The sequence below is a fragment of the Roseovarius bejariae genome (assembly GCF_009669325.1).
GTDB lineage: Bacteria > Pseudomonadota > Alphaproteobacteria > Rhodobacterales > Rhodobacteraceae > Roseovarius > Roseovarius bejariae.
Genome location: NZ_SZWE01000001.1, coordinates 815,982 through 841,649, shown reverse-complemented (window position 1 = coordinate 841,649; position 25,668 = coordinate 815,982). Strand labels below are relative to the sequence as shown.

Here is a 25,668-nt window from a genome sequence, read left to right as displayed (position 1 = left end):
TGCGCTGCGTTTTGACGAATGTCGTGCAAAAAATTCTAGCGAATGTGTCAAAATGAAGGTAGTAAAAAGGCAGAAAAACAAAGCGGCACGCTAAAGTGTCGCTATCTGAGGTAGAGTGGTGTTGTTATGAAGGCGATTGATTATGTCGCCCGCACAGATGCGGGCATTTCGCAGCGTGGTTCGGTTTCTGAAGGCAGTGATGTAAGTGTCATCCCGGCAGGTAACGGACAGGAAATTTCCCTAAATCTTCGGCAGATCGACATCGCGAATTATGATCGTGATGGCAGCAATCTGGTGATCAATCTGGCCGATGGCCGGCTCGTTATCCTTGAAGGGTATTTCGGCGAGGATGGCGCGGCGGAAAGCCGTTTGTTCATCAGTGCCGATGGTTACCTCAACGAAGTGACGCTGATCGAGGGCAGCGAAGGGGCGGTTTATGCCCAGTACGGCCCGACCGAGATGTGGGGCAAATGGAGCCCCTCGGACGATCTGATATTCCTGGGTGGCAGCGAGGTGGCCCCGGCGACCGCGGCTGAAGAGGAAGTGTCGATGCTGGGAGCGGGCCTGCTGGGCGGGTCCGGCCTGATGAGTGCCTTGGGTCTTGGCGCGGCCGGTGTCGCTGCGGCGTCTGTCGTGGCCGCGGATGAGAACGGCGGCGGTGGCGTTGGTGGGGCGTCGCGCATTCCGCCGAGTGTCAACGAGGATCAGCCGATTGTCGTTGGTGGGGATGATACCACCGACGAAGACAAGTCGATCACCATCAGCGGAGAGGCCGAGCCGGGCTCTGAGGTGACGGTCGAGATTGGCGACGAGTCGCAGACCACCACGGCCAACGAGGACGGGGAGTGGGAGGTCACTTTCGAGGGGGATGATTTCCCCGAGGACGGTGATTATACGGTCAACGTGACCGTGACCGAGCCGGATGGTACGGAAACCGATCTGGAGGGGCCGTCGATCTCGATCGACACGACGGCGCCGGTCGCGGAGGTCTCGGAAGGGACGCTGGACACCTCGGGTATCGTGAATGCGGATGACTTCGAGGATGGGGTCGATGTGTCGGGCACCGGCGAGGCCGGGGCCACCATCGAGGTGACCATCGAAGGGCACACCGAGACGACCACCGTTCAAGAGGACGGGTCCTGGAGCGTGACCTTCAACCCTTCGGATCTGCCCGAGGGTGATTACGAGACGGAGATGAGTGTCGTCTCGACTGATCAGGCGGGGAATTCCAGCACGATCACCGAGACGGTGTCGATTGACACGATCTATAACGCGCTTGAGATCACGACCGGGTCGAGCAGTTCCAGCAGCCTGATCAACTCGGACGCGGTGCAGGACGAGGGCGGTGTCGTTATCTCTGGTACAACAGAGCCGGGGGCGACCGTGACGGTGGCCATCGGTGAACTTTCGCAGGAGGTCACGGCGGATGGAAGCGGCCATTGGGAGGCCACGTTCGATCCCGCCGACCTGCCGAGCCAGCAGTTCGAAGCGAATGTGACGGCCACGACGACCGATGAGGCGGGCAATACCACGACGAAAAGCAGCACGGTCGAGATTGACCTCGTGGTGCAGGACTTTGCCTATGAAGCTGACATTGGCGGGGCTGATCAGGTGATCAGCGGCAGCGAAATCGGCGAGGGCTTTACCATGACAGGGACGGTCGAGCCCGGCTCGACCGTAAAGCTGGAATTCGAGGGCAGCACGGTCTGGGCCGATGTGGACCCGGTGACCGGTGATTGGACCGCAAGTTTCAGCGGGGCGCAGGTTCCGGGGGGCGATTATTCCAGCGATGTGATCATCACCGCCACGGATGCCGCCAACAACGTGCAGCAACTGGAACATACCGTGCGGGTGGATACCGACCCGGGCAGCCTGACCATGAATGCGATCGGCGACAATGGCGTGGTCAACTCCGATGCCTATGACGCGGGAGTCACGGTGACCGGCACCGCCGATCCGAATGCCGAGGTCGAGGTGAACTTCAACGGTGTGGTTCACACCGTTACCGCCAATGGCAGCGGCCAGTGGCAGACGACCTATCAACCCGGCGAACTGCCGTCGGGCGACTACGAGGCGCAGGTCACCGCGACGGTAGGCGATGCTTACGGTAACTCCTATTCGGTCGATCAGGCGGTTGATGTCGACACGATCGTCGAGGATTTGTCGGTGGATGCACCGGAAGGGATGCCGACGACGGCCGAGGGCCTGAGCGTCATCAATCAGGACAAGGCCGACGGTGGTTTCGAGATCACCGGCACCGTGGAAACCGGATCCTCCGTCTGGGTGGTGATTGACGGGGTACGTCGTGAGGCCGAGGTGGACGAAGACACCGGCGAATGGAGTGCCAGTTTCGAATCCGGGGCCATGGACGGCCATCAGGGCGAAGTGGACATGGTGGTCGAGGTGCGCGACAGCGTCGGAAACCTTGACGAGATTCCGAGCCGTGTCTTGATCGATACGGTGGTGGACGATCTGGCCAGCACGGATTCCCCCGAGACGGTGAATGGCTTTGTCGGTCTGGACGCGGCCCGCGACGGTATGGACCTGACCGGGACGGTCGAGCCGGGGTCGAGTGTCGAGGTCACGATCTTTGGCAAGACCTATACCACGGTCGGCGATGCCAATGGCGACTGGTCCCTGACCGTGCCGCGCGGCGATATTCCCGATCAGGACGGCACCGCGCAGATCTCGGTTCTGGCGACGGATATCTATGGCAACGAGGATACCACGACCGGCAGCGTGACCTTTGACATGGTGGCACCCGATCAGCCCGACATCGTGGGGTACTTCCGCGAGGGCGGTGGATATCGTTATGTCACCACCATGACCGGTGAGGACGATGTGACCATCCATGAGGTCGAGGGCGGTGGCGCGATCAATGAATTGTCGATCTATGACGATGTCAGCACCTTCACCGGGGAAACCGATCACTTCTTCCTGAATGATGCAGGACAGGCGAGTTCGATCCCCGATGGGTCGCAGCTTATCGTGACCAACACCGATGATGCGGGCAATGCCTCAAGCACCTACGTGGTGCTGGACGAGGTGACCACCTCGGTCGTGGACCTGTCGAACGGCAATCTGGGCGATTTCCAGGTCGAAACCGTCGATCTGCGCTTTGGCGACCATTCGGAGATGACCATCACCGAAGAGCAGCTTCTGGCGCTGTCGGACAATACCGACACGCTGGTCGTGGAAGGTGGCGCCGACGACACGGTGACCATCACCGGCGCGACCAAGGTGGATGGTGGGGCCGATGAGCCCGCAGGTTACGACATCTACAGCTTGGGCGACGATGCCACCCTCGTGGTGGATGAAGAAATCGACATCGTGACTTAACAGTGCGAGTGCGGCGCGCGCCCAACGAGGTGCGCGCCGGGTTTGAAAGACAAGCTACCGGTCAAGGGGCGGTCATGGGGCAGAGGTACAGAGCAGGCATCCGGGCAGTGGGTTTGATGGCCCTGCTTGGGGTGACGGGGTGCATGTCGGCGGACGGCGGCGAGGTGTCGCGCTTCATGTCGAAAGACCCCGCCCCGAAAATGACCGAGGCCGAGAAAGAGGCCGCCGAGTCGATCATCATTTCCGATTTGCAGGCCCGGCGATCTTTGCTGCCCCCGGGCAGTGCCTATGCGCAGGTGGCCGGCCCCGTTCTGGAGGCCTACAGCCGCCCCGCCGAGGCGGAGTTGCGCAGCGCGCGGTTGCGGGCCAAGGCCGCGTCAAAGAACTGGCTGCCGCGGATTGGGCCGAACATCAGCCTGACCAGCCTGAGCGATGTCGTGGCGCAGTTGGTGGTGGAGCAGGTGCTTTTCGACAATGGGCGCAAGAAGGCCGAGCGGGCCTTTGCCAAGGCCGATGTGGAGGCCGCGGCGGTAACGCTGGCCGAGGATACCAACGAGCGCGTGTTCACCGCGCTGACGCTGTATCTTGAAGGGGCCAAGGCACGGGAGTGGATCGCGCTTGAACAAGCGACGCTCAAGGACATGCAGCACTTCGAGTGGGTGATGAACGAGCGCGTCAAGGGCGGTGTCTCGGACATGTCGGACTTGAACGTGCTGCGCCAAAAGCTGGCCGAGATTCAATCCACCCTCTCGGCCAAGCAGGAGGAAGAGGCCACGGCGCTGGCCGAATTGAACGCCATGTCGGCGCGGCCCTTGAACGATGTGACAGGCGTAAGCGACGTGGCGGTGGCGGGTACCGTGGCCAAGCCTCTCTCGGTCTTACAGGCCGAGGCCGAGAAAGAGCGCGAGATCGCCAGCGCCAAGATGGAGCGCGCGGGGCTATTGCCGGGGGTCACCGCCGGTGGCACGCTGGGGGACAACGGAAGCGGCATCGGGGTGAACGTGAAATCCGATCAGCTTCTTGGTCTTGGTACCGTGGACAGCATGAAGGCGCTGGACGTGGCGCGTGAGGCCGCCAACCGCAGGGTGGGGCAGGCCGAGGAAGACGCCAACCGCCGCTTGCGCCGTTTGGAAACCCGTCTGAGCGCGCTGTCCCGGCAAGTGAGCGAGGCCAGTGTTCTGACCCAGCAGGCAAAGGCCAATCTGGACCTGTTTCAGCGGCAGTACGATGCCGGTCAACGGCAGGTGATGGATGTGGTCGGCGTTTACGAGACCTTCGCCGCGCGGCAGGCGGCGCGGCTGGATTTGAAGTATGAACTGGCCGAAGCGCGGTTGCAGGTCGCCCGCGAGCGTGGCCTTTTGGCGGATGGGAGTAGCATTTGACGAAATCCCCCGTCGCCTTGACGATCACCTCTGGAGCCGGGGCCAAGCTGCGCCCGGTGAACGACCCCAATGCGCCGGCGGCCGAGGCCCCGGCGCAAGTGCCTTTGCAATCGCGCTTTGGCGAACGGGCGGTGGCACGGGCGGAGCTGGGCGCGACCTATGCCGCGGTGCTGGGCCAGGAGGTCATGCCGCGCGACATCCTTGAGGCCATGATGGCCAGCGAGCGCACCGACGATCAGCCTCAGCCCGAGGCACTGGCCGAAGGATTGGCCGCAGTGGGGTTGCTGACCGAGGTGGAAAGCGTTGCGCATTGCATGGCGCATCAATGGCCCGCCTTGGCGCAGATGACCAGCGGGCAATTCGTTTTGGTTCTGGCGCAGCAGGGGCAGGAGGTGGTGATCTATGACACCACCTGCACGGATAACCGCGCCCATGTGCCACTGGCCGAGTTCGAGCCATATTTTACCGGCATTCTGGTGCGCGCCGAGGCGCCCTTGCAGGCGATCTCGAAGACCCACACCGAGGAACAGGCCCCGCCGCATTGGTTCTGGGGGCAGTTCGCGGGGTTCCGGCGGCACATCGGCGAGATCGTCCTTGGGTCCTTCGTGGCGAACCTTCTGGCGGTGGCGGTCGCGCTGTTTGCGCTTCAGGTCTATGACCGGGTGATCCCGCATCAATCCGAGGCCACGCTTTGGGTGTTGGCTGCCGGGGCGGGACTGGCGATCATGATGGAGGCCTTCCTGAAAATCGCGCGCTCGCGCCTGATGGATGGGGCCGGGCGGCAGATCGAATTGAACGTGCAGGGCCTGTTGATGAACCGGGTGCTTGGGATGCGGTCCGAGCGCGCGGGCCAAGCGCCAAGTCAGTTGTTCAGCTCCATGCGCGAGTTCGGATCGGTGCGGGAGTTCTTTACCGCTTCGGCCATCGGCACGCTCGCCGATGTGCCCTTTATCTTCATCTTCCTGCTGCTGGTGGCCTCGATCGCCGGGAACGTGGTTTGGGTGCTGGTCTTGGGCGGTATCCTGATGGTGCTGCCGGGGTTCTTCTTGCAAAAGAAGATGATCCGTCTGACGCAGGAAATGCAGGGGGCGAGTGCCAAGTCCTCGCGCCTGTTGCACGAGGCGATTTTCGAGCTGGACACCCTCAAGACCCAACGCGCCGAGGATCGGTTTCGCCGCTTGTGGACGGAACTGACCACGCTTCAGGCGGTGAAATCCAGCGATCAGCGCAAGCTGGCCTCGACGCTGACCTTCTGGAGCCAGGCGGTGCAGCAAGCGACCTATATCACGGCGGTGATTACTGGCACCTACCTCGTGTTCGCGGGGGAGTTCACCGTGGGCTCGATCATCGCGGTCAGTATCCTGACCAGCCGGACCTTGGCCCCGCTGACGCAGCTTTCGGGCACCATGGCGCGGTGGAGCAATGTCAAATCGGCGCTCAATGGGCTGGACAGCATCGCCGAGGCCGAACAGGACAGCGCCCCCGACCGGACCTATCTGAGGCGTGAGACCATCGAAGGCGGGTTCGAGCTGCGCGAGGTGCAGTTTGGCTATGACGAAGGGGCGGCGCCCGTGTTGGACATTCCCGCACTGTCGCTGCAACCGGGGCAGAAGCTGGCCGTGTTGGGGGCCAATGGATCGGGCAAGTCCACCTTCCTGAAGCTGTTGTCAGGGCTTTATGCGCCCACGAAAGGCCGGGTTTTGCTGGATGGGGCCGATATGCACCAGATCGAGCCACGCGATTTGCGCCGCTTGATTGGCTATCTGGGCCAGGATGTGCGCCTGTTCACCGGAACCCTGCGCGAGAACCTGAACCTGACGCTTTTGGAACGCAACGACGACCGTCTGTTGCAGGCTTTGGATTTTGCCGGGTTGGGGCAATTCGTCAAAAGCCATCCCAAGGGATTGGACCTTGAAATTCGCGATGGCGGGCAAGGGTTGAGCCAAGGACAGCGGCAATCCATCGGCTGGGCGCGGCTGTGGCTGCAAGACCCCAAGGTGTGCCTGTTGGATGAACCCACCGCAGCCCTTGATCAGACGCTGGAAAAAACGCTGGTCAGCCGTTTGGAACGCTGGCTGGAGGGGCGCACGGCGGTGATCGCCACCCACCGGGTGCCGATCCTGCAACTGACCGACCGGACGATGATCTTGCAAAACGGGCGTCTGGCCGTGGATGGGCCGCGCGATCAGGTGCTGGCGCATCTGGCGCAGGGCGGCAAGGGAGGGGCCTGAGATGTCTGTGAGTGCCACGAACCTTGCCGCGCAGTTGAATGACCGTTTGCGGGGGCCAAGCCTGACCATTTGGCTGTGCGCGATCACGGTGTGGCTGTTCATCCTTTGGGCCGCCTTTGCATGGGTGGATGAGATCGTGCGCGCCGAAGGCTCGTTCATCTCGTCGTCGCGCCCGCAGATCATCCAGAACCTCGAAGGCGGGATCCTGTCGGAACTGATGGTGCAGGAGGGCGATATCGTGCAGCGCGGTGATGTTCTGGCGCGCCTGCATGGCACGCAGTTCAAATCCTCGGTCGAGGATTTGCGCGATCAGATCACCGCGTTCGAAATTCGCCGTTTGCGGTTGGAGGCCGAATTGGCCGGGCAGTATGAATTCACCGTACCCGACGACATGGCCCTGCGCAGCCCCGAGATGGTGGCCTCGGAAAAAGCCCTGCTCAAGGCGCGGCAGGAAGATTTCGTCAAGCGCAGCGAAGGCGCGAAACAGGTGATGGAACAGGCGCGCGAGGAAATGCGCCTTTTGGAAAACCTTTTGAAGAAAAAGATCGTGGCCTTGATCGAGGTGACCCGCGCGCGCGGGGCCTATGCCGATGCCAAGACCCGTTATGACGAGATCGTCACCCAGACCGAATTGGAGCGGGCCAAGGAATATTCCGAGACATTGAAGGAATTGGGCACGCTCAAGCAGAACCTCAAATCCAGTCAGGACCAGTTGAACCGCACCGTGTTGGAAAGCCCGATGCGCGGGATCGTCAATAACCTCAACGTCACCACAATCGGCGGGGTGGTACGCCCCGGTGAGCAAATTCTTGAGATCATCCCGCTGGATGAGGAATTGTTCGTCGAGGCCAAGGTGGCCCCGGAAAACATCGCCAACATCCGCCACGGCCAAGAGGCGACCATCAAGCTAACCGCTTATGACTATACGATTTTTGGATCACTCAAGGGTGTGGTGGATTTTATCTCGGCCGATACATTTGAAGATGAGAACGCCCGCGACCCCGATGGAAACCCGCATTACAAGGTCACCCTGAAGGTGGACACCGCCAACCTGACGCCCCGGCAGGAACGCATCGAAATTCGCCCCGGGATGCAGGCGCAGGTGGAGTTACACACCGGGGAAAAGACCGTGCTGCAATACCTTCTCAAGCCGCTTTACAAAAGCCAGGAAGCCTTCCACGAACCGTGATCATTCCGGGCGTTTGAGCGATATGGTATCGCGTACCACGGTGTAATCCTGATAGCCCATGCGCGCCAGCGGGCGATATGCGGCGGGGTCGAACAGCCCGTCACGCAGGCAATCGTCGCGCATGTGAATGCCCGTGACCTCACCGAAAACAACGAAATTCGCCTTGCCCGGAAGCTCGACAATCTGCGTCAGGCGGCACTCGAGGGCGGCGGGCGCCTCGGACACCCGGGAACAGGCGATGGTTTCGCAATCTGCTTTGGCGATGCCCGCATCGGTGAATTCGTCCACCTCGCGGGGCCATGGGCCGGAGGTACGGTTCATCGCGTCGCTCAGGGCTTCGCCAACGATATTGACGCAAAACACCCCGGTTTCGCGGATATTGGCGACGCTATCCTTGGTGCCGTCGCGGTCGGGCTTGGCCGAGGTGGAGGCGAACATTACCTGTGGCGGGACATAGGCCACGGCGTTGAAGAACGAATAGGGGGCGAGGTTATCGTGGCCTTCGGCGTCACGGGTGGAGATCCAGCCGATGGGCCGGGGGGCCACGATGGCGTTGAACGGATTGTGGGGCAGGCCGTGGCCCTGATCGGGAGTGTAGAACATTGCGCGTGCTTCCTGTTTTTTCCGGCTTTTGCCAGAGGTAACGCCGTGCTAGGCGCAATTCCAGTTTTATTCACAAGGGTTTCGCAGGGGTCCCCGTGTTCGATTTGCGGCCAGAAACAGGTGAGGATTGGTGGGAGGTCGAGGCGCTTTACGACCTCTGCTTCGCGCCGGGACGTGAGGCGCTGTCCTCGTACCGGTTGCGCGATGACGTGCCGCCCGTTGCCGGGTTGAGCATGGTGGCGCGCGACCCCGATGGGATTCTGGCGGGGGCGATCCGCTATTGGCCGGTGCGGGTGGCAGGCGAAAAAACCCTTTTGTTGGGGCCGGTTGCGGTGCACCCGACCCGGCAGGGCGAGGGGCTTGGCGGCGGGTTGATCCGCGAGAGCCTGCATCTGGCCGAGGCGCAGGGCTGGCAGCGGGTGCTGCTGGTGGGCGATGCGCCTTACTATGGACGGTTCGGGTTTTCCAAATTGACAGCTGTGCAGATGCCGCCACCCACCAATCCGGAGCGGGTTTTGGGGCTGGAGCTGGTGCCTGGCGCATGGGATGGCGTAAGGGGCGTGGTGGAACGTGACGCTTGAAAATGTGGCGCTTTGGCCTGATCTATAGAGGGTGTCAGCTTTGGGGGCTCCCTTGGAAATCATTGAAAAACAGATAGATAGCGACGAGGTGCAGCGCCGCTTGCACGCCTTGGCGCAGGTGCATTCCGGGGCCTCGAACGCGGGCATTCAGGTGCTCAACCTGATCGGTGGGCAGGCCGAAAGCCTGCTGGACCGCCTGCCGCCGCAAGTGCGGGGGCGTTTGGGCGAAGGTACTGAAAACGCTTTGAAAATCGCGATGGAGGCGGCGCATCGGTCACGCGATGTGGTGGGGGAAAGCCCCGGATGGATGACCCGTGCGGTGACCACGGCCATGGGTGCGGCGGGTGGATTTGGCGGCCTTCCGAGTGCCATGGCGGAGCTTCCGGTGACCACGACAGTGCTGTTGCGCGCCATTCAGGATGTTGCCGTGGAGCATGGATTTTCCGCTCAAGAACAAGGGGTTAGGCATGATTGCCTGCAGGTTTTCGCGGCTGCCGGACCGTTGGACCATGACGATGGGGCGGATCTGGCCTTTCTGAGTACGCGGGTGGCGGTGACCGGCGCGAGCGTTCATGCGGTGATCGCACGAGTGGCGCCGCGCTTGGCCACGGTGCTGGGCCAGAAACTGGCCGCGCAGACCATACCAATTCTTGGGGCGGCGGCCGGGGCGGCCACAAATTATGCCTATACAAGCTATTACCAGAAGATGGCGCAGGTGCATTTCGGGCTGCGCCGTTTGGCCATCGACGCGGATCGGGACCATGCCGAACTGGTCGAAGAGTTCCGCGCCATGGTCACCCACAGCCCGGTCAAACGAGCCTGAAATTTTCGTACGAGTCGTACGTTTGCCCCCTGCGTTTCGTACGAAAATCGGGGACTGGCAGGCATGGATCGTACGAGTCGTACGAAAGGCGCCGGTCAGTAGGGGTGATCCTGCCCGTCGTAGGTTTTGAAACAGCCGGTGGAGTCGCGGTCGAGCTCGTTGAAACGGTCGATCAACCCGGCGGCGGATTCTTCGACCGTGATCGCGGCGGCGTCGCCGCCCATGTCGGTCTTGACCCACCCCGGATGATAGATGCCCACCGAGACGCCCAAGGGGGCGAGATCGACCGCGAGGTTGCGCCCGAGGTTCAACGCGGCGGCCTTGGACGCGCGGTAGATATAGCTGCCGCCGGGGGCGCGGGTGTGGCTGGCCATCTGGCTTGAGATGATCGCGAGTTTCGCGCCCGGGTCCATTTGCAGGTTGGGCAAGAGCGACTGCACGGTCAGGAACACGCCGGTCACATTGGCAGCGAAGGTGTCGGCCCACATCGCGGCGGGAAAGCCATCGGCAAGGTTTTCGTGCTTGTCGAGGTAAACGCCCGCGTTGCAGATCAGCAAGTCAACGGGCCTGCCATCCAGTTCCCGGGCAAGGGCCGCGTGGCTGTCGGGGTTTGTGACATCCAGCGTGGCGAATTCACCGCCTTGGCGGGAGGTCCCCGTCACGTCATGGCCCGCAGCGGTGTAGCGATCATGAAGTTCACGCCCGATCCCACGGTTCGCGCCGGTGATGACGATATGCATATCCCTGATCCTTTCCGCCCGTTACCAAAGGCCCCTATGCGGCCCCAGCGGCGGCGAATTGTCAACAGGTGGTCAGTTCGCCTTGCGCCCCGGCACGAAGGGTAGGGGGGCCACCGGCACGCCGTCTTCAATCAGTTTGCGGGCCTCGTCGGGCTTGGCCTCGCCATAGATCGCGCGCTCGGGCGAGAGGCCATCGTGGATGTCTCGCGCCTCGCGGGCGAAGTTCATACCGACGTAATCGGCGTTGTCCTCGATCTTCTTGCGCAGATCGGTCATGGCTTGTTCCGCCGGGTTTGCCGGGGTGCTGAGGGGGCCGGGCGCGGTTTCAGGCGCTGCGGCCCCGGGGGCCTCGGGTTTGCCGCGGCTGGCCTGTACGCTTGGGGCCATCATGGCCTTGTCCACATTGGTTGATCCGCAGTGCGTGCAGGCGACCATGCCCGCCGCCTTCAGTTTGTCGAAGGCGTCGGAGGATTGGAACCAGCTGTCAAAGCGGTGATCCTTGTCACATTTCAACGTGAATTGAATCATGGGTCGTCCTGTTGCGAATACCGCGTGATATTTATGCCTTTACACGGATTGATCAAGCGCGCGTCAGGTTTTGCGGCCCAGTATGCGCGGGTCGAAATTGCGCAGGATTTGCGCCAGTTCCGGCTCGGACACCCGTTGGGCGGCTTTCTTTGGGCGCATCCATTTGCGCTTGCGCTGGCCTTTTTCGGGAAAGTCATCGGCCAGCGATTTCACCCTGACCGGATAGACGAGCGCCACGCAGGGCAGGAATTGTTTTGGCCCCATCCACTTGCGATAGGAATAAAGCCCAAGGCACAGGTCGATCGGTTTGCCGATCACGCCAGCCTCTTCCCAGGCTTCGGTCATGGCGCTTTGCGCCGGGGTCTTGCCATCCATCGGCCAGCCCTTGGGGATGATCCAGCGGCGCGAGGCGCGGCTGGTGATCATCAGGATTTCGGGTTTGTCCTTGCGGATTCGGTAGCACAGGGCGGCAAACTGCGTGCGCACGTCACTTTTGTGCTGCGTGCGCAGGGAAATCGGCAACTGTTTAATCGTATGAAGCGTCATGCGGGCCTTTCCCTTGCGCTTCTCTGCCCAAAACATGGGTTGAGCATACTGGATATTGTGGTGTCACGCCAGATTTATCGTTGGTCCGGGGTTTTGAATTGACAAACCTGACTAAAAAAGTCATCTATCGAGTCAATACCCAGCCAACCGATACGGTCAGCCCGGTGCAGCCCAAGACAGCAACGGGAGACAGTGCGATGCGAACAGGCACTCAATCAATGCTTATCCCCAAGATGGGGCGCGCGCCGCGGCGCGACACCCTTCTGCGCGAGGCCATGGCGGGCCAATGGCCCGGGATGCCTTGGCTTGACGTGATTCTGGACCGGGTGGAGGCGGGGCGATGATCCGGGCCCAAAGCAAGGCTGCGCCCGAGCTGCGCCCCGACCCCACGTGCCACGATGCCCGCAGCCTGACCATGGGCGGGGCGACGGCGACCATCGTTCTGGATGGCAAGCTTTATACCCTGCGGATCACGCGGGCGGGCAAGCTGATCCTGACGAAGTAAGGCAGCGGGTCAGGCGGGAGGTGCAGGGGGGCAGGTGGCGCCCCTGCGCGGTTATGCCGTAGAGTTTTTGTCGGGAATGGCTGGCGCAGGGCGGCGTTTTGTGGCAGCCATGGGCGGAAATCGAAACCGCCGGTGGCCTGATCCCATGTCCGAACAGTTTTTGCATCGCCTCGCCTGGCTCGTGGTGGCCCTTTGCGTGGCGCCCATCGCGGCGGCGGGTCTGGCCGCGCTGACCGGCGATTGGCAGACGTGGCGCGATGTTCTGGGGCCGGTGTTGCCGCGCTATGCGGGGGCGACGCTGACGTTGGTGGTGATCGTCGGGGTCTCGACCGCCGTTCTGGGCAGTATCACCGCGTGGCTGGTCACGGTTTACCGCTTTCCCGGTGTGCGGGTTCTGGAGGTGGCGCTGGCGCTGCCCTTGGCCTTTCCGGCCTATGTTCTGGCCTATGCCTATACCCATCTGCTGGATCACCCCGGCCCGGTGCAGACCCTTCTGCGCGAGGTGACGGGGTGGGGCCCGCGCGACTACTGGTTCCCCGAGATCCGCAGCCTCGGGGGGGCGGCCTTGATGCTGACCATCGTGCTTTACCCTTATGTTTACCTGCTGGCGCGGGCCTCGTTCAAACAGCAGTCGTCCAATGCCTTCCTGGTGGCGCGTACGCTGGGCCGGTCGCCGATCCGGGCCTTCTGGCGCGTGGCGCTGCCGATGGCGCGCCCGGCGATTGCGGGCGGGGCGCTTCTGGCGGTGATGGAGACGATCGCCGATTACGGCACGGTGGCCTTTTTCAACGTGCAGACCTTTGCCACGGGGATTTACCAGGCGTGGTTTTCCATGGGCGACCGCGGGGCTGCGGCGCAGCTTTCGCTGTGCCTGCTGAGTTTCGCTTTGCTTTTGGCGGGGCTGGAGCGGGCACAGCGCGGCAAGGCCCGTACCGCCGGGCGCGGCGCGCGCTTCGAGACGATGGAGAAGCCCCGCCTGACGGGGGGCGTGGGGTGGATGGCCACGCTGATCTGTGTGCTGCCGGTGCTTCTGGGCTTTGTCATCCCGGTGGCGATGCTGGGGGTGATGGCCCATGGATCGGGGCAAAGCCTTCTGTCGCCGCGATACATTGGGTTCATGCAGAATTCGGTCACGGTGGCGGCGGTGGCCTCGGTGCTGACGGTGATCGGCGCGGTGCTGATCGGGTTCCGGGCGAGGACCAACCCGGGGCGGCGCTCCAAGGGCATGGTGATTGCCGCGGGGCTGGGGTACGCGGTGCCGGGCGGGGTGATCGCGGTGGGGTTGATGGTGCCGATGGCGGCGCTGGACAACCTGATCGACGACATCATGGAGGCCAGCTTCGGGATCGACACCGGGCTTCTGATCACCGGGTCGATCTGGCTGATGGTGGTGGCCTACATGGCGCGGTTCATGGCCGCGGCGCTCAATGCCTATGACAGCGGCATGGCCACGGTGCCCGCGCATTACGACGCGATTGGCCGCTCTCTGGGCCAGCCGGGGCCGAAACTGCTGTGGCGGGTGCATCTGCCGGTGGCGAAAACCAGTGTCATGACCGCGCTGCTGATTGTCTTCGTGGACGTGATGAAGGAGCTTCCCGCCACCCTGATCCTGCATCCCTTCAACTTCCAGACGCTGGCGGTGCAGGCCCACAGGCTGGCCTCGGACGAGCGGCTGGCGCAGGCGGCGGTGCCGTCGCTGGTTCTTGTGGGGTTCGGCCTCATCCCGGTGGCCCTCTTGTGCCGCACGCTGGGGCGCGACAACAGCACGGGAAAGCGCAGCGCCAAGATGGGCACGGCGATCCACGCGGGCTGACCGCCTATATTCATCTTTCCTGAAATACTCCGGGGGAGACGCCCGAAGGGCGGCGGGGGCAGCGCCCCCTTGATCGCTCTCTACTCGGCCCGGTCGAGCCAGCGGCGACAAGCGCGGTCGACGCCCGCATAGACCAGCAGGGTCATCAGCGCCAGGGCAATGGTGGTGGCGAACATCAAATCCACCTTGACCCGGCCAAGCGCCAGCAGGATGAGGTATCCCAGCCCCTGCGAGGCGCCGACCCATTCGCTGATGATCACCCCGATGGGCGCATAGACCGCCGCCAGCCGTAGCCCCGAGGCCAGCCCCGGCAGGGCGGCGGGGATACGGATGTGGCGCATCACGCGCCTGCGGCTGGCCCCCATGACGCGGGCCAGATCCAGCCAGCTTTGCGGGGTGCGCATCAGCGCGTCGAAAAAGGCCGAGGTGACGGGGAAATAGATGATCAGCAGCGCCATGATCACCTTGGGCCAGATGCCGTAGCCCAGCCAGAGGGTCAGGATCGGGGCCAGCACGAACACCGGGATCGCCTGCGAAAACACCATCATCGGACGCAAAAGCGCCGTGGCGAGGGGCGAGGCGGCAAGGCCGATGGCCGAAAGCGCGCCAAGGCCCGCGCCGAGCGCGAGGCCAAGCACCACCTCGGCCAGCGTGTACCATGTATGGTGCCAGATCTGCCCGCGCTGGGTGACGAGTGTTTCGGCCACGTCGTATGGTCCGGGAAGGATATAGGAGGGCGGCGCGGCAAGGCTGACCACCGCCTGCCAGAGCGCGATGGCCAGAAGCGCCGAGCCGAGGATCGACAGCCCCTGTTTCATGCGGCCCCGAACCCGGCCAAGGCCGCGTCGAAGAACCGGCGTTCCAGTGCCACGCCTTGGCGGAAAGTGTCTTCCACCGCGCGGCGGGCGGTGTCGTCGAGGTCTTGCCATGCAGTGTCGAGCTGGTCGCGCAGGTAGGCCACGACGCTTTCGAAACCCGCGCCGGAATGCAGGGTGATCCATTCGCCGAACCAGAACGGCAGGCCGGCGGCCTTCCCGGCATGGGGGCTGGCCCAGTCGAGGTAACTCCACTCCGCCACGACCAGCACGGCGAGCATCTGTTCGTAGCGGCCCGAGCCCGCGGCCCGGGCCATCAGCGCCTGAAACTCGGCGGTGACGGGGGCGGCGGGCGCGGGGGTGTCCGGATCGCCGCCCAAAGTGTCGATCGCGCGCAGGAAATAGGTGTTTTCCGGCCCCGAGATCAGGCCAAGGAACTGCGCCGCCGGGATTGCGTCGGGCAGGCTGGGGGCATGGGCGATGGCCGAGGCGAGCAGCCGCACGAAGCCTTCGACGAAAAGGTAATCCTGTTGCAGGTAGGTCAGCATCCTGTCCTTTGGCAGGCTGCCATCGGCCAGCGCATCGGTGAAACCGTGCCGGGTGGCGGCCTGCCAATCGTCGGCGGCAAGGCTTCGCAGGTGGTCGGTGGGGCGCATGGGCGTGTCTCCTTCAGGCGGCGCTGTCGCGCAGGCGGTTCAGCAGGGCGGCCTGTGCTTGCAGGGTGGCGGGATCGTCCACCGGGCGGGGCGCGGGGCCGGGCGGGGGCGTGACCGGCGAGAGGCCGCCGGTTTCCATGATCGTGATCCGGTGGCCAAGGCGCGCGGCCTCGCCCGGGTCGTGGGTGACCATCAGGACGGTGCGGCCTGTCAGAAGTTCGCAGGCAAGGTTCTGCATGTCGGCGCGGGTTCGGGCGTCGAGCGCCGAGAAGGGTTCATCCAGCAGGACGACCGGCCGGTCCTCCATCAGGGTGCGGGCCAGCGCCACGCGCTGGCGTTGCCCGCCGGACAGGGCGCCGGGGCGTTTGCCTTGATGGTCGGTCAGGCCCACCCGCGCCAGCACATCGCGGGCGCGGTCCCTGTCCGGTGTCTCGCCCCGCAGACGGGCGCCCAGCAGGGTATTCTCCAGCACCGAAAGCCACGGCATCAGCAGATCGCTCTGCGCCATGAGCGCAATGCGGCCCCGCAGGGGGGCGCCGTCGCTTGTGGTGATCGTGCCGTCGAAATGCGTCAGGTCATCGAGCCCCGCGACGAGGCGCAAGAGCGTGGTCTTGCCCACGCCGGACGGGCCGAGCAGGCAGGTCCATTGCCCGGCTGGCACGTTGAGGGTGAGCGGGCCGAAAACCGGCGTCTCGCCGAAGCTGGCGCTGCCCGAGAGTGTCAGGCCCGGGGCGGTCATGCCGCCTCCAGCCCCATGTCCCAGAACCCCACTTCAAGTCGCGTGGCGGTGGTGAAGCGCTGGGTCAGGGCCGTCCAGCGGGGGCTGTCCTGTGGTGTCGTGCCAAGGCGGCGGGTGATGGCGGCGTCGATCAGGGCGCCCACCTCGCGGCAAACCTGTTGATAGTCCTCGCTTGCATAGGTGGCGATCCAGTCGGCGTAACTCTCCGAGGTTGCCTCGCCCTTCAGGCGCGCGCCGATTTCGCCGTATCCCATGACGCAGGGGGCGAGGGCCGCCAGCAGGTCAAGCAGGTCGCCTGCGTGCCCGGCATCCAGCACGTAGCGCGTATAGGCGATGTTCTGCGGCTTTTCCTCGGCCTCGAAGAGGTCGGCCTCGGTCAGGCCCAGATCGGCGCAGGTGCGGATGTGCAGGGCCATTTCGTCGTTGATCAGCGCGTTCACCGTTGCCGCGCAGAGACGCATTTCATCCACGGTTTCGGCCTTGGTCACCGCCAGCGCCCAAGCTCGGGAGAAATGCACCAGAAACAGGTAATCCTGCACCATGTAATCAAGAAAGGCCGCGCGCGGCAGGCTGCCGTCGCCCAGACCCTCGACAAAGCGGTGCCGTGTGTAGGCGGGCCAATGCTGGCCCGCTGCGTCACGCCAGAGCGCGAAGGTTTGGCCGTAATCGCTCATTGCGCGGGGTCCATGGCCAGGTCTTCGACCGCTTGCGGTGCGTCGATCAACCCGGCCTCGGCCAGGAAGGCGCTGAAGGCTTTGTAACGGCCATGGTCCAGCGCGGATGGACGCAGGGCGAAGCGCGGGATCGTGTCGGCCCATGCCATTTCGTTCAGCTCGTCCTGCAGCTCGGTCGAAGTGCCCGAGAAGACCTCCCACGCCTCTTGCGGGTGGTTGACGATATATTGCGTGGCCCGTTCGGTGGCACGCAGGAAGCGGGCGATCTGATCCATGTCGGCGGTTTCGGGGTTGGCGACATAGATCAACTCGTCATAGGCGGGGACGCCCATTTCCTCGATGTACATGCAGCGGCCTTCGACCTCTTCCAGTTCCATCTGGTTCAGTTCGAAGTTGCGGTAGGCGCCGATGACGGCATCCACCTGGCCGGACATCAGCGAGGGTGAGAGCGACCAGTTGACGTTGATCAACTCGATGTCGTCGAAACTCAGCCCGGCATCGGAAAGCAGCGCCGAGAGCAGCGCCTCTTCCACGCCCGCGACCGAAAAGCCCACCTTGCCGTCCTTGAGGTCGGCCATGCTGTCGATGGGGCCGTCCTCAAGCACGAGAAGGCAGTTGAGCGGCGAGGCCACGAGGGTGCCGACACGCTTGAGCGGCAGGCCCTCGGCCACCTGAAGGTGCAGTTGCGGCTGGTACGAGATGGCCAGATCGGCCTTGCCCGCGGCGGCCATCTTGGGGGGGGCGGAGGGATCGGCGGGGGCGATCACCTCGACCTCGAGGTTTTCGTCGGCGAAATAGCCCTGTTCCTGCGCCACGATGATCGGGCCGTGGTTGGGATTGACGAACCAGTCCAGAACAAGCGTCATCTGGTCCTGCGCCATGGCGGGCAGGGCGGTGAGCAGGCTGGCGGCGAGGGTGAGTGCGGCTTTCATCGTGGCCTCCTTGGCTTGGGGTCAGGCGATGAAGGGGGCGCAACGGGGCCATGGGCCCTTGTGACATGCTCCGTTCCCTCCGCCGGTACTGACCGGATCAGGTTCGGTGGGTTGGCGCGTGGCCTCTCAGCCCCCGGATCACGGGGGCACCCCAACGGATGGCAGATGTGTAACAGCGCGCCTTGGCCCCGGCAAGGGGGCAGGAAAACGCGGCGGATTTTATTTGTTCAGCAGTTCTTAACCGGGCCATGCCCAAGATGGGCCAGCCAGTACGGAGAGGGCAATGCACGGTTTGGCCAACCGCGCGGTGGAGCGATTCACCCGCGATACATATGGGCGCGAGACATGGCACGGGATCATGCACAGGCTTGACCTCGGGTTTGTCGAGTTCGAGCCGATGCTGACCTATGACGACGCGATCACGCTTGAGGTGCTGGGCGAACTGGCGCTGACGCTAAAAAAGCCGCTGGGCGAGGTGTTGGAGGATATCGGAACCTATCTGGTATCGCATCCCAACCTTGAGGCGTTGCGCCGCTTGTTGCGGTTTGGCGGGTTGGATTTCGTGGAGTTCCTGCATTCACTGGATGATCTGCCGGGGCGCGCGCGGCTGGCGGTGCCGGACCTCGTGCTGCCGCCGTTGGAATTGGAGGAACATGCCCGAGGCCACTACAGCCTGACGGTGGGGCCGATGCCGGAGGGACGGATTGCCTTCGGGCGCGTGATGATGGGGCTTTTGCGGGCCATGGCCGATGATTATGGCGCGCTGGTCTTTCTGGAACACAAGGGCACGCGGGCGGATCGGGAAATCATCGAGGTGCGGGTGGTGGAAGCGGCCTTTGCCTCGGGGCGGGCCTTTGACCTGGGGGCGCAGCTGCGATGAAAGATGAGCAGAACGAGACCGCGCTATATGCGCTTCTGGATGTGCTGTGCCCGATGCATGCGGTGCTCAATGCCACGGGGCATGTGGTGCATGTCGGACCGACCTTTGCCAAGCTTGCGGCCGAGACCCCGCCCGAGGGGCGGCGGTTTCTGGAGCTGCTGGAGCTCAAGCGCCCCAAGCTGGGCGACAGCATGGAGGCCCTGCGCCGGGCGGAGGGCGCGAAACTGCATTTTCAGTTGCGCACCGGGCCGCAATCGGACCTGAAAGGAACGCTGGTGTGCCTGCCCGAGCAGGGCGGTTTCGGTCCGGCTGGCGGTGCCGTCGTAAACCTGTCGTTCGGGATTTCGGTGATGGAGGCGGTGCGCGATTTCACCCTCACCAGCGCCGATTTCGCGGCCACCGACCTTGCCATCGAAATGCTCTACCTGATCGAGGCGAAATCGGCGGCGATGGAGGCGTCGCGCAAGCTGAACCTGCGATTGCAGGGCGCCAAGATCGCCGCCGAGGAACAGGCCTTTACCGATACGCTGACCGGGCTCAAGAACCGCCGGGCCATGCAACCCGTGTTGGAGCGGTTGATGGAAACCGAGCATGATTTCGTCCTGATGGCGCTTGATCTGGATTATTTCAAATCGGTGAACGACACGCTGGGCCATGCTGCGGGGGATCATGTCTTGCAGCGGGTGGCCCGCCGCATCGTGAGCGAAACGCGCGGCGAGGATACGATCATCCGCACGGGTGGCGATGAATTCGTGTTGATCTTCGACGGGTTGACCAACCGCGACCGCGTGGCCGAAATCGCCGGGCGGCTGATCGCGCGGCTGGAGCGGCCCATCCCTTTCGGCGAAAAAGAATGCCGGGTCTCGGCCAGCATCGGCGCGAGCCTGAGTTGTGAATATGCCCGGGTCGATCCCGAGCAGATGATGCAGGATGCCGATGTCGCGCTTTATGCCGCCAAGGACAGGGGGCGGGGGCGTTACGTAGTTTATGATCCCACACTTCGCCACACGCAGGGGATCGGACCCAGAGCGCCCTCAGAATCGTGAGGCGCTGTAGGCCGCAAGCGGCAGGTTGGGGCGTGTGCCGGTCAGGTGATCGGCCAGCACCTCGCCGGATTTGGGCGCCATCATCAACCCGTAGTGGGAATGCCCGAAGCAGAAGTACAGGCCCTTGTGCCGCCCGGACGGGCCGAGCACCGGCAGGCTGTCTGGGAAGGAGGGGCGGCGGCCCATCCAGAAGCGTGCTTGCGCAACGTTCAGGTCGGGAAAGACCTCGCGCGCCTGTCGCGCGAGGATGCCTTTTCGCCGCGGGTCGGGGGGCGCCTCGGCGGGGCCGAATTCGGCCTGACCGGCAATGCGCACCCCGCCCTCCATGCTGGAGGCCACGAATTTTCCGTCCATGTCCATGATCGAGTTTTCAAGGCTGACGCCCGGATTTTCGCATTCGATGTGATACCCCCGTTCGGCCATCAGCGGCAGGCGATAACCCAGCGGCCGCAAGAGCGCCGCCGACCAAGCGCCCATGGCGATGACGACCTGTGCGGCGTCATAGCTTTGGGCCTGCCCGGTGATATGCCAGCCGGTTTCGGTTTCGGTGAGGGCCTGCACCTCGTCACGGATGATCTCGGCCCCCATGGAACGGGCCTTTTGCGCCAGAACCTGCCCCATGCGTCCCGGGTTGGTGCACCGCGCCTGTGCGCCGATGGTGATGGCCGCGCGATAAGCGGGGCCGATGGCCGGTTCCATGCGTTTGAGTGCGGCATGGTCGATGACCTCCATCGGCGCGCCTTTCTCGGCGCGGATGCGATAGCCGAGGCTGTCGAACGCATCCCGCGCGGCGGCCTCATCGCGGAAGGCGTGGATATAGTGGCTGTCGCGGATCAACCCCTCGTGCCCGGTGCCCGCAAGGTGACGGTGGTAAAGGTCGATCGAAGGGGCGCAAAGATGGTCCATCGCCTCGGCGGCGCGGCGCGTTCGCGCCTCGGTGCCCTGCGCCAGAAGGCGCAGGCCCCATGGGATCATCCGGGGCCATGTTCCGGCACGCACCGAAAGCGGCTTGTTGCGCGACAGGATCATCCCGGGGATCGACCGCCAGAGGCCCGGGGTGGATTGCGGGATGATCGACCATGGCGAGACAACGCCCGCGTTCCCGAGGGAGGTTTCCTGCCCCGGGTCGCCCCTGTCGATCAGGCGCACGCGCTGCCCGCGCTCCAGCAACGACAGCGCCGAGCAGATGCCGACAATGCCGGCGCCGAGGATCGTGACCGTTTCCGACATGGGCCTAGCCCGCGGTCGAGGCGGCGTGCCGCCGGGCGATCACTTGGCTAAGGATCACCGGCGCGGCGATGATCGCGGCCACCAGATCGGCCTGTAGCGATGGTGCGATAAAGACAAGCCCCGCGATGGCGAGAAGCCAGCGCGACAGCGCCCCCATGGGGGTCAGCCAATAGCCCACCACCGCCGCCGAGAGCGAGACCACCCCGATAATGCAGCTTGTCGCGGTATAGCTGAACTCCCAGAGATCAAAGCCGGTTTCCGACACGAACAGCAGCACCGGCGCATAGACGAAGGCCATGGGCGCCAGCACCTTGCCCAGACCCAGCGTGAAGGCGGAAATGCCGGTGCGGAAGGGGTTTGAGTTGGCAATCGCCGAGGCCGCGTAGGCCGAGGTACAGACCGGCGGCGTGATCTCGGCCACCACGCCGTAGTAGAGAACGAACATATGGCTTGCGATGGGGGGGATGCCCAGTTGCGCCAGCGCCGGTTGGGCGACCGAGACCAGCATGATGTAAAGCGCCGTGGTGGGAATGCCCGCGCCCATCAGGATACAGGCCAGCGCGATGAACACGAGGCTGATGAAGAGCGTGAGGTCGGAGGTCGAGAAAAGCTCCCAATCGCCGTAGGTGAACAGCCAGTGCAGGTCCGAGCCGAGCGCGGTGGCCGCCTGGGTCACCATGAACCCGATGCGAAAGCCCACGCCGGTGGTGTTGATGACGCCGATGACGATGCCCACGGCGGCGGCGGCGGCGCCCACGGCGAGGGCATATTTCACGCCCGTCTCGAAGGTGACGGCCATTTCCGGGATTGTGATCCGGTCTTGCGGGTTGAACGTGGCGATGACGCTGCCCGCGATCAGCATGAGCGACATCGACAAATCGAAGCCGCCGCCCATGTATTTCCAGACCACGAAGGCGATGAAGGCCGCCGCGTAGATCAGCGTGACGGGCTGTTTGATCCGGCTCATCCCCGCGACCAGCGACAGGGAAATGCCGCAGAAGGCCGACATGAAGGGGGTGTAACCGGAAAACAGCACCAGCAGCAGGCCGATGAGGGGCACGATATTGGCCCAGCCATCGCGCCAGACGGCGGCGAATTGCGGCAGCTTGTCCTTGGCCAGCCCTTGCAGGTTCAACCGCCGTGCCATCAGGTGCACCACGGCGAAGACCCCGACGTAGTGCAGCAGCGCCGGAAAGATCGCGGCGATCACGATGGTGGTATAGGGCACCTCAAGGAATTCGGCCATGATGAAGGCCGCCGCCCCCATGATCGGCGGGGTGATCTGACCGCCCGCCGAGGCCGCGGCCTCGACCCCGCCCGCGAAATGGCCCGGATAGCCCAGCCGCTTCATGTTGGGGATGGTCAGCGCGCCGGTCGAGACGGTGTTGGCCACGGAAGAACCCGAGATCGTGCCGAAAAAGGCCGAGGACACGACCGAAACCTTGGCCGGGCCGCCGGTATAGCGGCCCGCGAGGATCGTGGCGTTGTCGATGAAAAGCTGTCCCAGCCCGGTGCGCTGGGCGATGACGCCGAACAGCACGAAGTGAAAGACGATGGTCGAAACCACCCAGAGGGTGACGCCAAAGATGCCTTCCTGCGGGAAATACATCGACGAGACGAAGGTTTTGAACTTCACGCCCGGGTGTTGAAGGATGCCGGGAAAGATCGGCCCGAACAGGGCATAGGACATGAACAGACAGATGATCAGCGGCAGAACCCAGCCCAGCGTGCGGCGCGCGATGTCCAGCACCAGCACGATGAGGATACAGCCGAACACCATGTCATAGGTATTGGGGTTGCCCATGCGGAAGGTCTGTTCCTCGATCCCCAGCATCGGGATACCGCGCCACGCAAGGCCAAGGTAAAGCGCCGAGGCAACGCCGAGGACCATGGCGATAATGTCGATGATGGGCACGCCGCCGATGCGCAGCCAGCCGGTTTTCAGGTCGAAAGCGATGGAAGTCTTGAAGGCGGGAAAGAAGGCATAGGTCAGGATGAACAACCCCGACAGGTGCCAGCCCATGTGCCAGAAATCGGGCGGCAGGGCGAAGCCCGCCGTGAGGTAGTGATAGATCGCGAAGGCAAGGGCGACGTAGCGCAGGAAGGCGGTAAAGCCCGGCGCCACGGTGCGCGTGGCGGCGCCTTCGTCGTACTTGCGTTCGATATCCTTGAGGTCGTCCTCGCTCAGGTCGCGCGTGGCCTCGTGTTGCCCCTCGGTCATGGTGCCCCCGAATGTTTCTTGATTGTGGTGCCGGACGGAAAACAAGGGGGCGGCGAACGGCACCGCCCCCTTGGGTGTGGTCAGGTCAGGGCCGGATCACTCCAGCAGGCCCGCTTCCTTGTAGAATTTCTCGGCGCCCGGATGCAGCGGCACACCAAGCGCTTCGACCCCGTCCAGCGCGGTGTCGGGCGTGATCTGCTTGCCCTTGGCATGGCCGTTGTCCAGAAGCTTGCGGGTGTTGTCGTTCCACAGCGCCTTGGTGATGCCATAGACCAGTTCCTCGTCCAGATCCGAGGAGACCACCAGAAGGGCCGAAACGGCGGGGGTTTTCACCTCGTAATCAATGCCTTCATAGACATTGGCGGGAATGGTCGAGGGGATATAGGCCGGGACGGCCTCGTTGATGGTGGCAAGGTCTTCGTCGGTGAAGCTGTGCAGTTCCATCCCCTTGGTGGTGGCCAGTTGCACCATGGCGGAGACCGGCCAGCCCGCGGCGTAGAAGTAAGCGTCAAGTTGCCCATCGGCGAGGCGTTCGGCGGATTGCGAGTTGTTCAGCTCGGCCTCGTCGATGTTGTCGCGGGTGATGCCCCATTTTTCCAACATCTGAAGCACGGCGACTTGGGTGCCCGATCCGGCCTGCGCGATACCGACGCGCTTGCCTTCGAGGTCAGCAAGGCTGTCGATCGAGGTGCCTTTCGGCATCACAAGGTGCAGGTCCTCGGGATAGAGGTTGGCGACGATGCGCAGTTTTTCATGCGGTTTGCCGTCGAACTTGCCGCTGCCCATGTACATCGAACGGGTCACGTCGGCGGCGGCCATACCTGCCTCGAGCTCGCCGTTCTGTACGGCGGTGTTGTTGAAGACCGAGGCCGTGGTCGATTGCGCGATGGCGATCAGGCCCGGCACACCGCATTGGCCGCCTTCGTCACAGGGGCGCGATCCGGGAGGGGCGGAAATCCCGTTGGCGATGGTGCCGCCGATGGGGAAATAGGTGCCCCCGGCGCTGCCGGTGCCGATTCGGAAGAAGGTGGGATCCTGGGCAAGGGCGGTGCCCGCCCCAAGGCTGAGCGCAAGCGCCGCGCCGGTGATTTTCTTGAGTAATGTCATATGGAAAGCTCCCCGTTTGTGGTGGTTGAAACGTGACGTTTCGCCGTCACTTGCCTTTGACCGTAACAGAGGAATAGATTTAGGCAAATTTGAATAACTTTTGTTATTCTAAGTTTGGCTTATGGAGCGCCAATGAATCTCGTACAACTTTCAGCCTTTCGTGCGGTCATGACCTCGGCCTCGCTTTCCGAGGCCGCGCGCAAACTGGGCCGCACGCAACCCGCTGTGAGTCTTGCCATCCGTTCGCTGGAAGACACGCTTGGCATGAAACTGTTCGAGCGGCGCGGACGGCAGTTGGTGCCGGTGCCCGAGGCGCAATACCTGCTTGTCGAGGCCGAGAGGGTTCTGGACCGGCTGACCACCGTGTCGCGCACCATGCAAAGCCTGGCTTCTGGAAGGGCGGGCTCGCTGCGGATTTCGGCCATGCCCGGGCCGTCGTCTTTCCTGTTTCCGCGCTTCGTGGCCGATTGGCTGGGCGAGGAGGGGGAATTCAACGTCAATATAACGTCGCGCAGTTCGATGCAGATCGAGGAGTTGGTGCGCACGCAAAGCATCGATTTCGGATTTTGCGATGCGCCATCGGCCACGGGCCGCGATGCGCAATATGAAACGGAAAAGATTACCGCCGAGAGTTATGTCGCCCTGCCGCGGCGGCACCCGCTTGCAGATACGGCGCGTATCACGCTGGGCGATCTGGTCGGGCACCCCATGGGCGCGCTTCAGGCCGGGCATACGCACCGCGAACATATCGCCGAGCGGTTCCAGCGCGAGGGCCTGCCTTTCGAGGTCTCCGTCGAAAGCCAGACGTTTTCGCCCTTGATGCATTTCGTGCGCACCGGGCGGTGCCTTGCCATCGTCGGCCCCTTGGCGGTGGTTTCGGAAGAGATTACCCGCAACCTTGCCGACGAGGTGGTTTTCCGCCCCTTGCAGGACCCGCTGCGCTATGAATACGCGATCCTGACCCCGATGTTGCGCCCGCTGAGCCAAGTCGCCCTGTCGCTCAAATCGGCATGGCGCGAGGCGCTGATGGGGCATCTGGAGGCAATCGGTTCGGACCCCCGGATCGAAGAGCGCGGGGCAACATAACG

24 protein-coding genes and 1 riboswitch are annotated in these 25,668 nt (G+C 63.7%); of the genes, 12 read left to right on the top strand and 12 right to left on the bottom strand.

All coding sequences use genetic code 11. The features are described from left to right. The first annotated feature begins 126 nt into the window (after positions 1-126). The 4 genes from FDP25_RS04040 to FDP25_RS04025 all read left to right on the top strand — a co-directional run bounded on the left by FDP25_RS04040 (position 127) and on the right by FDP25_RS04025 (position 8,141). Positions 127-3,339, top strand: a complete 3,213-nt coding sequence (locus FDP25_RS04040) for an Ig-like domain-containing protein (protein ID WP_154149181.1) — start codon at positions 127-129, stop codon at positions 3,337-3,339. A 74-nt stretch (positions 3,340-3,413) separates the two neighbouring features. Continuing rightward, positions 3,414-4,721 (top strand): TolC family protein, encoded by a 1,308-nt coding sequence (locus FDP25_RS04035; RefSeq protein ID WP_246175753.1) that lies wholly within the window; start codon positions 3,414-3,416, stop codon positions 4,719-4,721. Continuing rightward, positions 4,718-6,952: an ATP-binding cassette domain-containing protein gene (locus FDP25_RS04030; protein WP_154149177.1), complete on the top strand. Its 2,235-nt coding sequence runs from the start codon at positions 4,718-4,720 to the stop codon at positions 6,950-6,952. Before FDP25_RS04035 ends, FDP25_RS04030 begins: the two co-directional genes overlap by 4 nt. Position 6,953: 1 nt before the next feature. After that, positions 6,954-8,141 carry a beta-barrel domain-containing protein gene (locus FDP25_RS04025; protein ID WP_154149175.1) on the top strand — a complete coding sequence of 396 codons (1,188 nt, stop codon included), beginning with the start codon at positions 6,954-6,956 and terminating at the stop codon, positions 8,139-8,141. Here FDP25_RS04025 and FDP25_RS04020 read toward each other — a convergent pair whose 3' ends face one another. Then, entirely contained in the window at positions 8,142-8,744 is a 603-nt protein-coding gene (locus FDP25_RS04020; protein ID WP_154149173.1) for a flavin reductase family protein, read from the bottom strand. 95 nt (positions 8,745-8,839) lie between these two features. On the opposite strand from FDP25_RS04020, the gene FDP25_RS04015 reads away from it, so the two are divergent. Next, a complete protein-coding gene (locus tag FDP25_RS04015; RefSeq protein WP_343031953.1) occupies positions 8,840-9,325 on the top strand; it encodes a GNAT family N-acetyltransferase in 486 nt (161 codons plus the stop codon). Between the two features lie 52 nt (positions 9,326-9,377). Next, positions 9,378-10,148, top strand: a complete 771-nt coding sequence (locus tag FDP25_RS04010) for an EcsC family protein (protein ID WP_154149171.1) — start codon at positions 9,378-9,380, stop codon at positions 10,146-10,148. A 95-nt stretch (positions 10,149-10,243) separates the two neighbouring features. Here FDP25_RS04010 and FDP25_RS04005 read toward each other — a convergent pair whose 3' ends face one another. The 3 genes from FDP25_RS04005 to FDP25_RS03995 all read right to left on the bottom strand — a co-directional run bounded on the left by FDP25_RS04005 (position 10,244) and on the right by FDP25_RS03995 (position 11,962). Then, positions 10,244-10,888, bottom strand: a complete 645-nt coding sequence (locus FDP25_RS04005; protein ID WP_154149169.1) for an SDR family NAD(P)-dependent oxidoreductase — start codon at positions 10,886-10,888, stop codon at positions 10,244-10,246. A gap of 72 nt (positions 10,889-10,960) precedes the next feature. Beyond that, the gene (locus FDP25_RS04000) at positions 10,961-11,416 is read right to left on the bottom strand and encodes a DUF1178 family protein (protein ID WP_154149167.1); all 456 of its coding nucleotides are present in this window, start codon (positions 11,414-11,416) and stop codon (positions 10,961-10,963) included. 63 nt (positions 11,417-11,479) lie between these two features. After that, on the bottom strand, positions 11,480-11,962 hold the full coding sequence (locus FDP25_RS03995) for an NUDIX hydrolase (RefSeq protein ID WP_154149165.1): 483 nt from the start codon (positions 11,960-11,962) through the stop codon (positions 11,480-11,482). 218 nt (positions 11,963-12,180) lie between these two features. On the opposite strand from FDP25_RS03995, the gene FDP25_RS17300 reads away from it, so the two are divergent. From FDP25_RS17300 to FDP25_RS03985, 3 genes are all read left to right on the top strand, one after another. After that, a complete protein-coding gene (locus FDP25_RS17300; protein WP_281350447.1) occupies positions 12,181-12,306 on the top strand; it encodes a hypothetical protein in 126 nt (41 codons plus the stop codon). Further along, positions 12,303-12,467: a hemin uptake protein HemP gene (gene hemP, locus FDP25_RS03990; RefSeq protein WP_154149163.1), complete on the top strand. Its 165-nt coding sequence runs from the start codon at positions 12,303-12,305 to the stop codon at positions 12,465-12,467. The genes FDP25_RS17300 and hemP overlap by 4 nt, the downstream gene beginning before the upstream one ends. Positions 12,468-12,612: 145 nt before the next feature. After that, positions 12,613-14,280, top strand: a complete 1,668-nt coding sequence (locus tag FDP25_RS03985) for an ABC transporter permease (protein WP_154149161.1) — start codon at positions 12,613-12,615, stop codon at positions 14,278-14,280. 80 nt (positions 14,281-14,360) lie between these two features. On the opposite strand, the gene FDP25_RS03980 is transcribed toward FDP25_RS03985, so the two are convergent. From FDP25_RS03980 to FDP25_RS03960, 5 genes are read right to left on the bottom strand one after another with little or no spacing between them, the layout of a single operon-like run. Beyond that, positions 14,361-15,098, bottom strand: a complete 738-nt coding sequence (locus FDP25_RS03980; RefSeq protein ID WP_154149159.1) for an ABC transporter permease — start codon at positions 15,096-15,098, stop codon at positions 14,361-14,363. Then, entirely contained in the window at positions 15,095-15,751 is a 657-nt protein-coding gene (locus FDP25_RS03975) for a TenA family protein (protein WP_154149157.1), read from the bottom strand. The genes FDP25_RS03980 and FDP25_RS03975 overlap by 4 nt, the downstream gene beginning before the upstream one ends. 13 nt (positions 15,752-15,764) lie before the next feature. Further along, the gene (locus tag FDP25_RS03970) at positions 15,765-16,490 is read right to left on the bottom strand and encodes an ABC transporter ATP-binding protein (protein WP_154149155.1); all 726 of its coding nucleotides are present in this window, start codon (positions 16,488-16,490) and stop codon (positions 15,765-15,767) included. Beyond that, positions 16,487-17,164: a thiaminase II gene (gene tenA / locus FDP25_RS03965; RefSeq protein ID WP_154149153.1), complete on the bottom strand. Its 678-nt coding sequence runs from the start codon at positions 17,162-17,164 to the stop codon at positions 16,487-16,489. Before tenA ends, FDP25_RS03970 begins: the two co-directional genes overlap by 4 nt. Then, entirely contained in the window at positions 17,161-18,096 is a 936-nt protein-coding gene (locus FDP25_RS03960) for an ABC transporter substrate-binding protein (protein ID WP_154149151.1), read from the bottom strand. Before FDP25_RS03960 ends, tenA begins: the two co-directional genes overlap by 4 nt. 57 nt (positions 18,097-18,153) lie before the next feature. Then, a riboswitch (TPP riboswitch) is annotated at positions 18,154-18,260 on the bottom strand. Positions 18,261-18,379: 119 nt separating this feature from the next. Here FDP25_RS03960 and FDP25_RS03955 point away from each other — a divergent pair. Then, positions 18,380-18,976, top strand: a complete 597-nt coding sequence (locus tag FDP25_RS03955; protein WP_154149149.1) for a heme NO-binding domain-containing protein — start codon at positions 18,380-18,382, stop codon at positions 18,974-18,976. Further along, positions 18,973-20,022 carry a GGDEF domain-containing protein gene (locus tag FDP25_RS03950; RefSeq protein ID WP_154149147.1) on the top strand — a complete coding sequence of 350 codons (1,050 nt, stop codon included), beginning with the start codon at positions 18,973-18,975 and terminating at the stop codon, positions 20,020-20,022. Before FDP25_RS03955 ends, FDP25_RS03950 begins: the two co-directional genes overlap by 4 nt. Here the strand turns inward: FDP25_RS03950 and FDP25_RS03945 are convergent. The 3 genes from FDP25_RS03945 to FDP25_RS03935 all read right to left on the bottom strand — a co-directional run bounded on the left by FDP25_RS03945 (position 20,011) and on the right by FDP25_RS03935 (position 24,580). Next, positions 20,011-21,252 carry an NAD(P)/FAD-dependent oxidoreductase gene (locus tag FDP25_RS03945; RefSeq protein ID WP_154149145.1) on the bottom strand — a complete coding sequence of 414 codons (1,242 nt, stop codon included), beginning with the start codon at positions 21,250-21,252 and terminating at the stop codon, positions 20,011-20,013. The two genes, FDP25_RS03950 and FDP25_RS03945, sit on opposite strands and share 12 nt — an antisense overlap. Before the next feature lie 4 nt (positions 21,253-21,256). Further along, complete coding sequence (locus tag FDP25_RS03940; RefSeq protein ID WP_154149143.1) at positions 21,257-23,473, bottom strand: TRAP transporter permease; 2,217 nt, start codon at positions 23,471-23,473, stop codon at positions 21,257-21,259. Between the two features lie 96 nt (positions 23,474-23,569). Continuing rightward, positions 23,570-24,580, bottom strand: coding sequence for a TAXI family TRAP transporter solute-binding subunit (locus FDP25_RS03935; RefSeq protein ID WP_154149141.1), 1,011 nt, complete (start codon positions 24,578-24,580; stop codon positions 23,570-23,572). A 132-nt stretch (positions 24,581-24,712) separates the two neighbouring features. Between FDP25_RS03935 and FDP25_RS03930 the strand changes: the two genes are divergently transcribed. Continuing rightward, entirely contained in the window at positions 24,713-25,666 is a 954-nt protein-coding gene (locus tag FDP25_RS03930; RefSeq protein ID WP_154149139.1) for a LysR family transcriptional regulator, read from the top strand. Positions 25,667-25,668 lie beyond the last annotated feature (2 nt).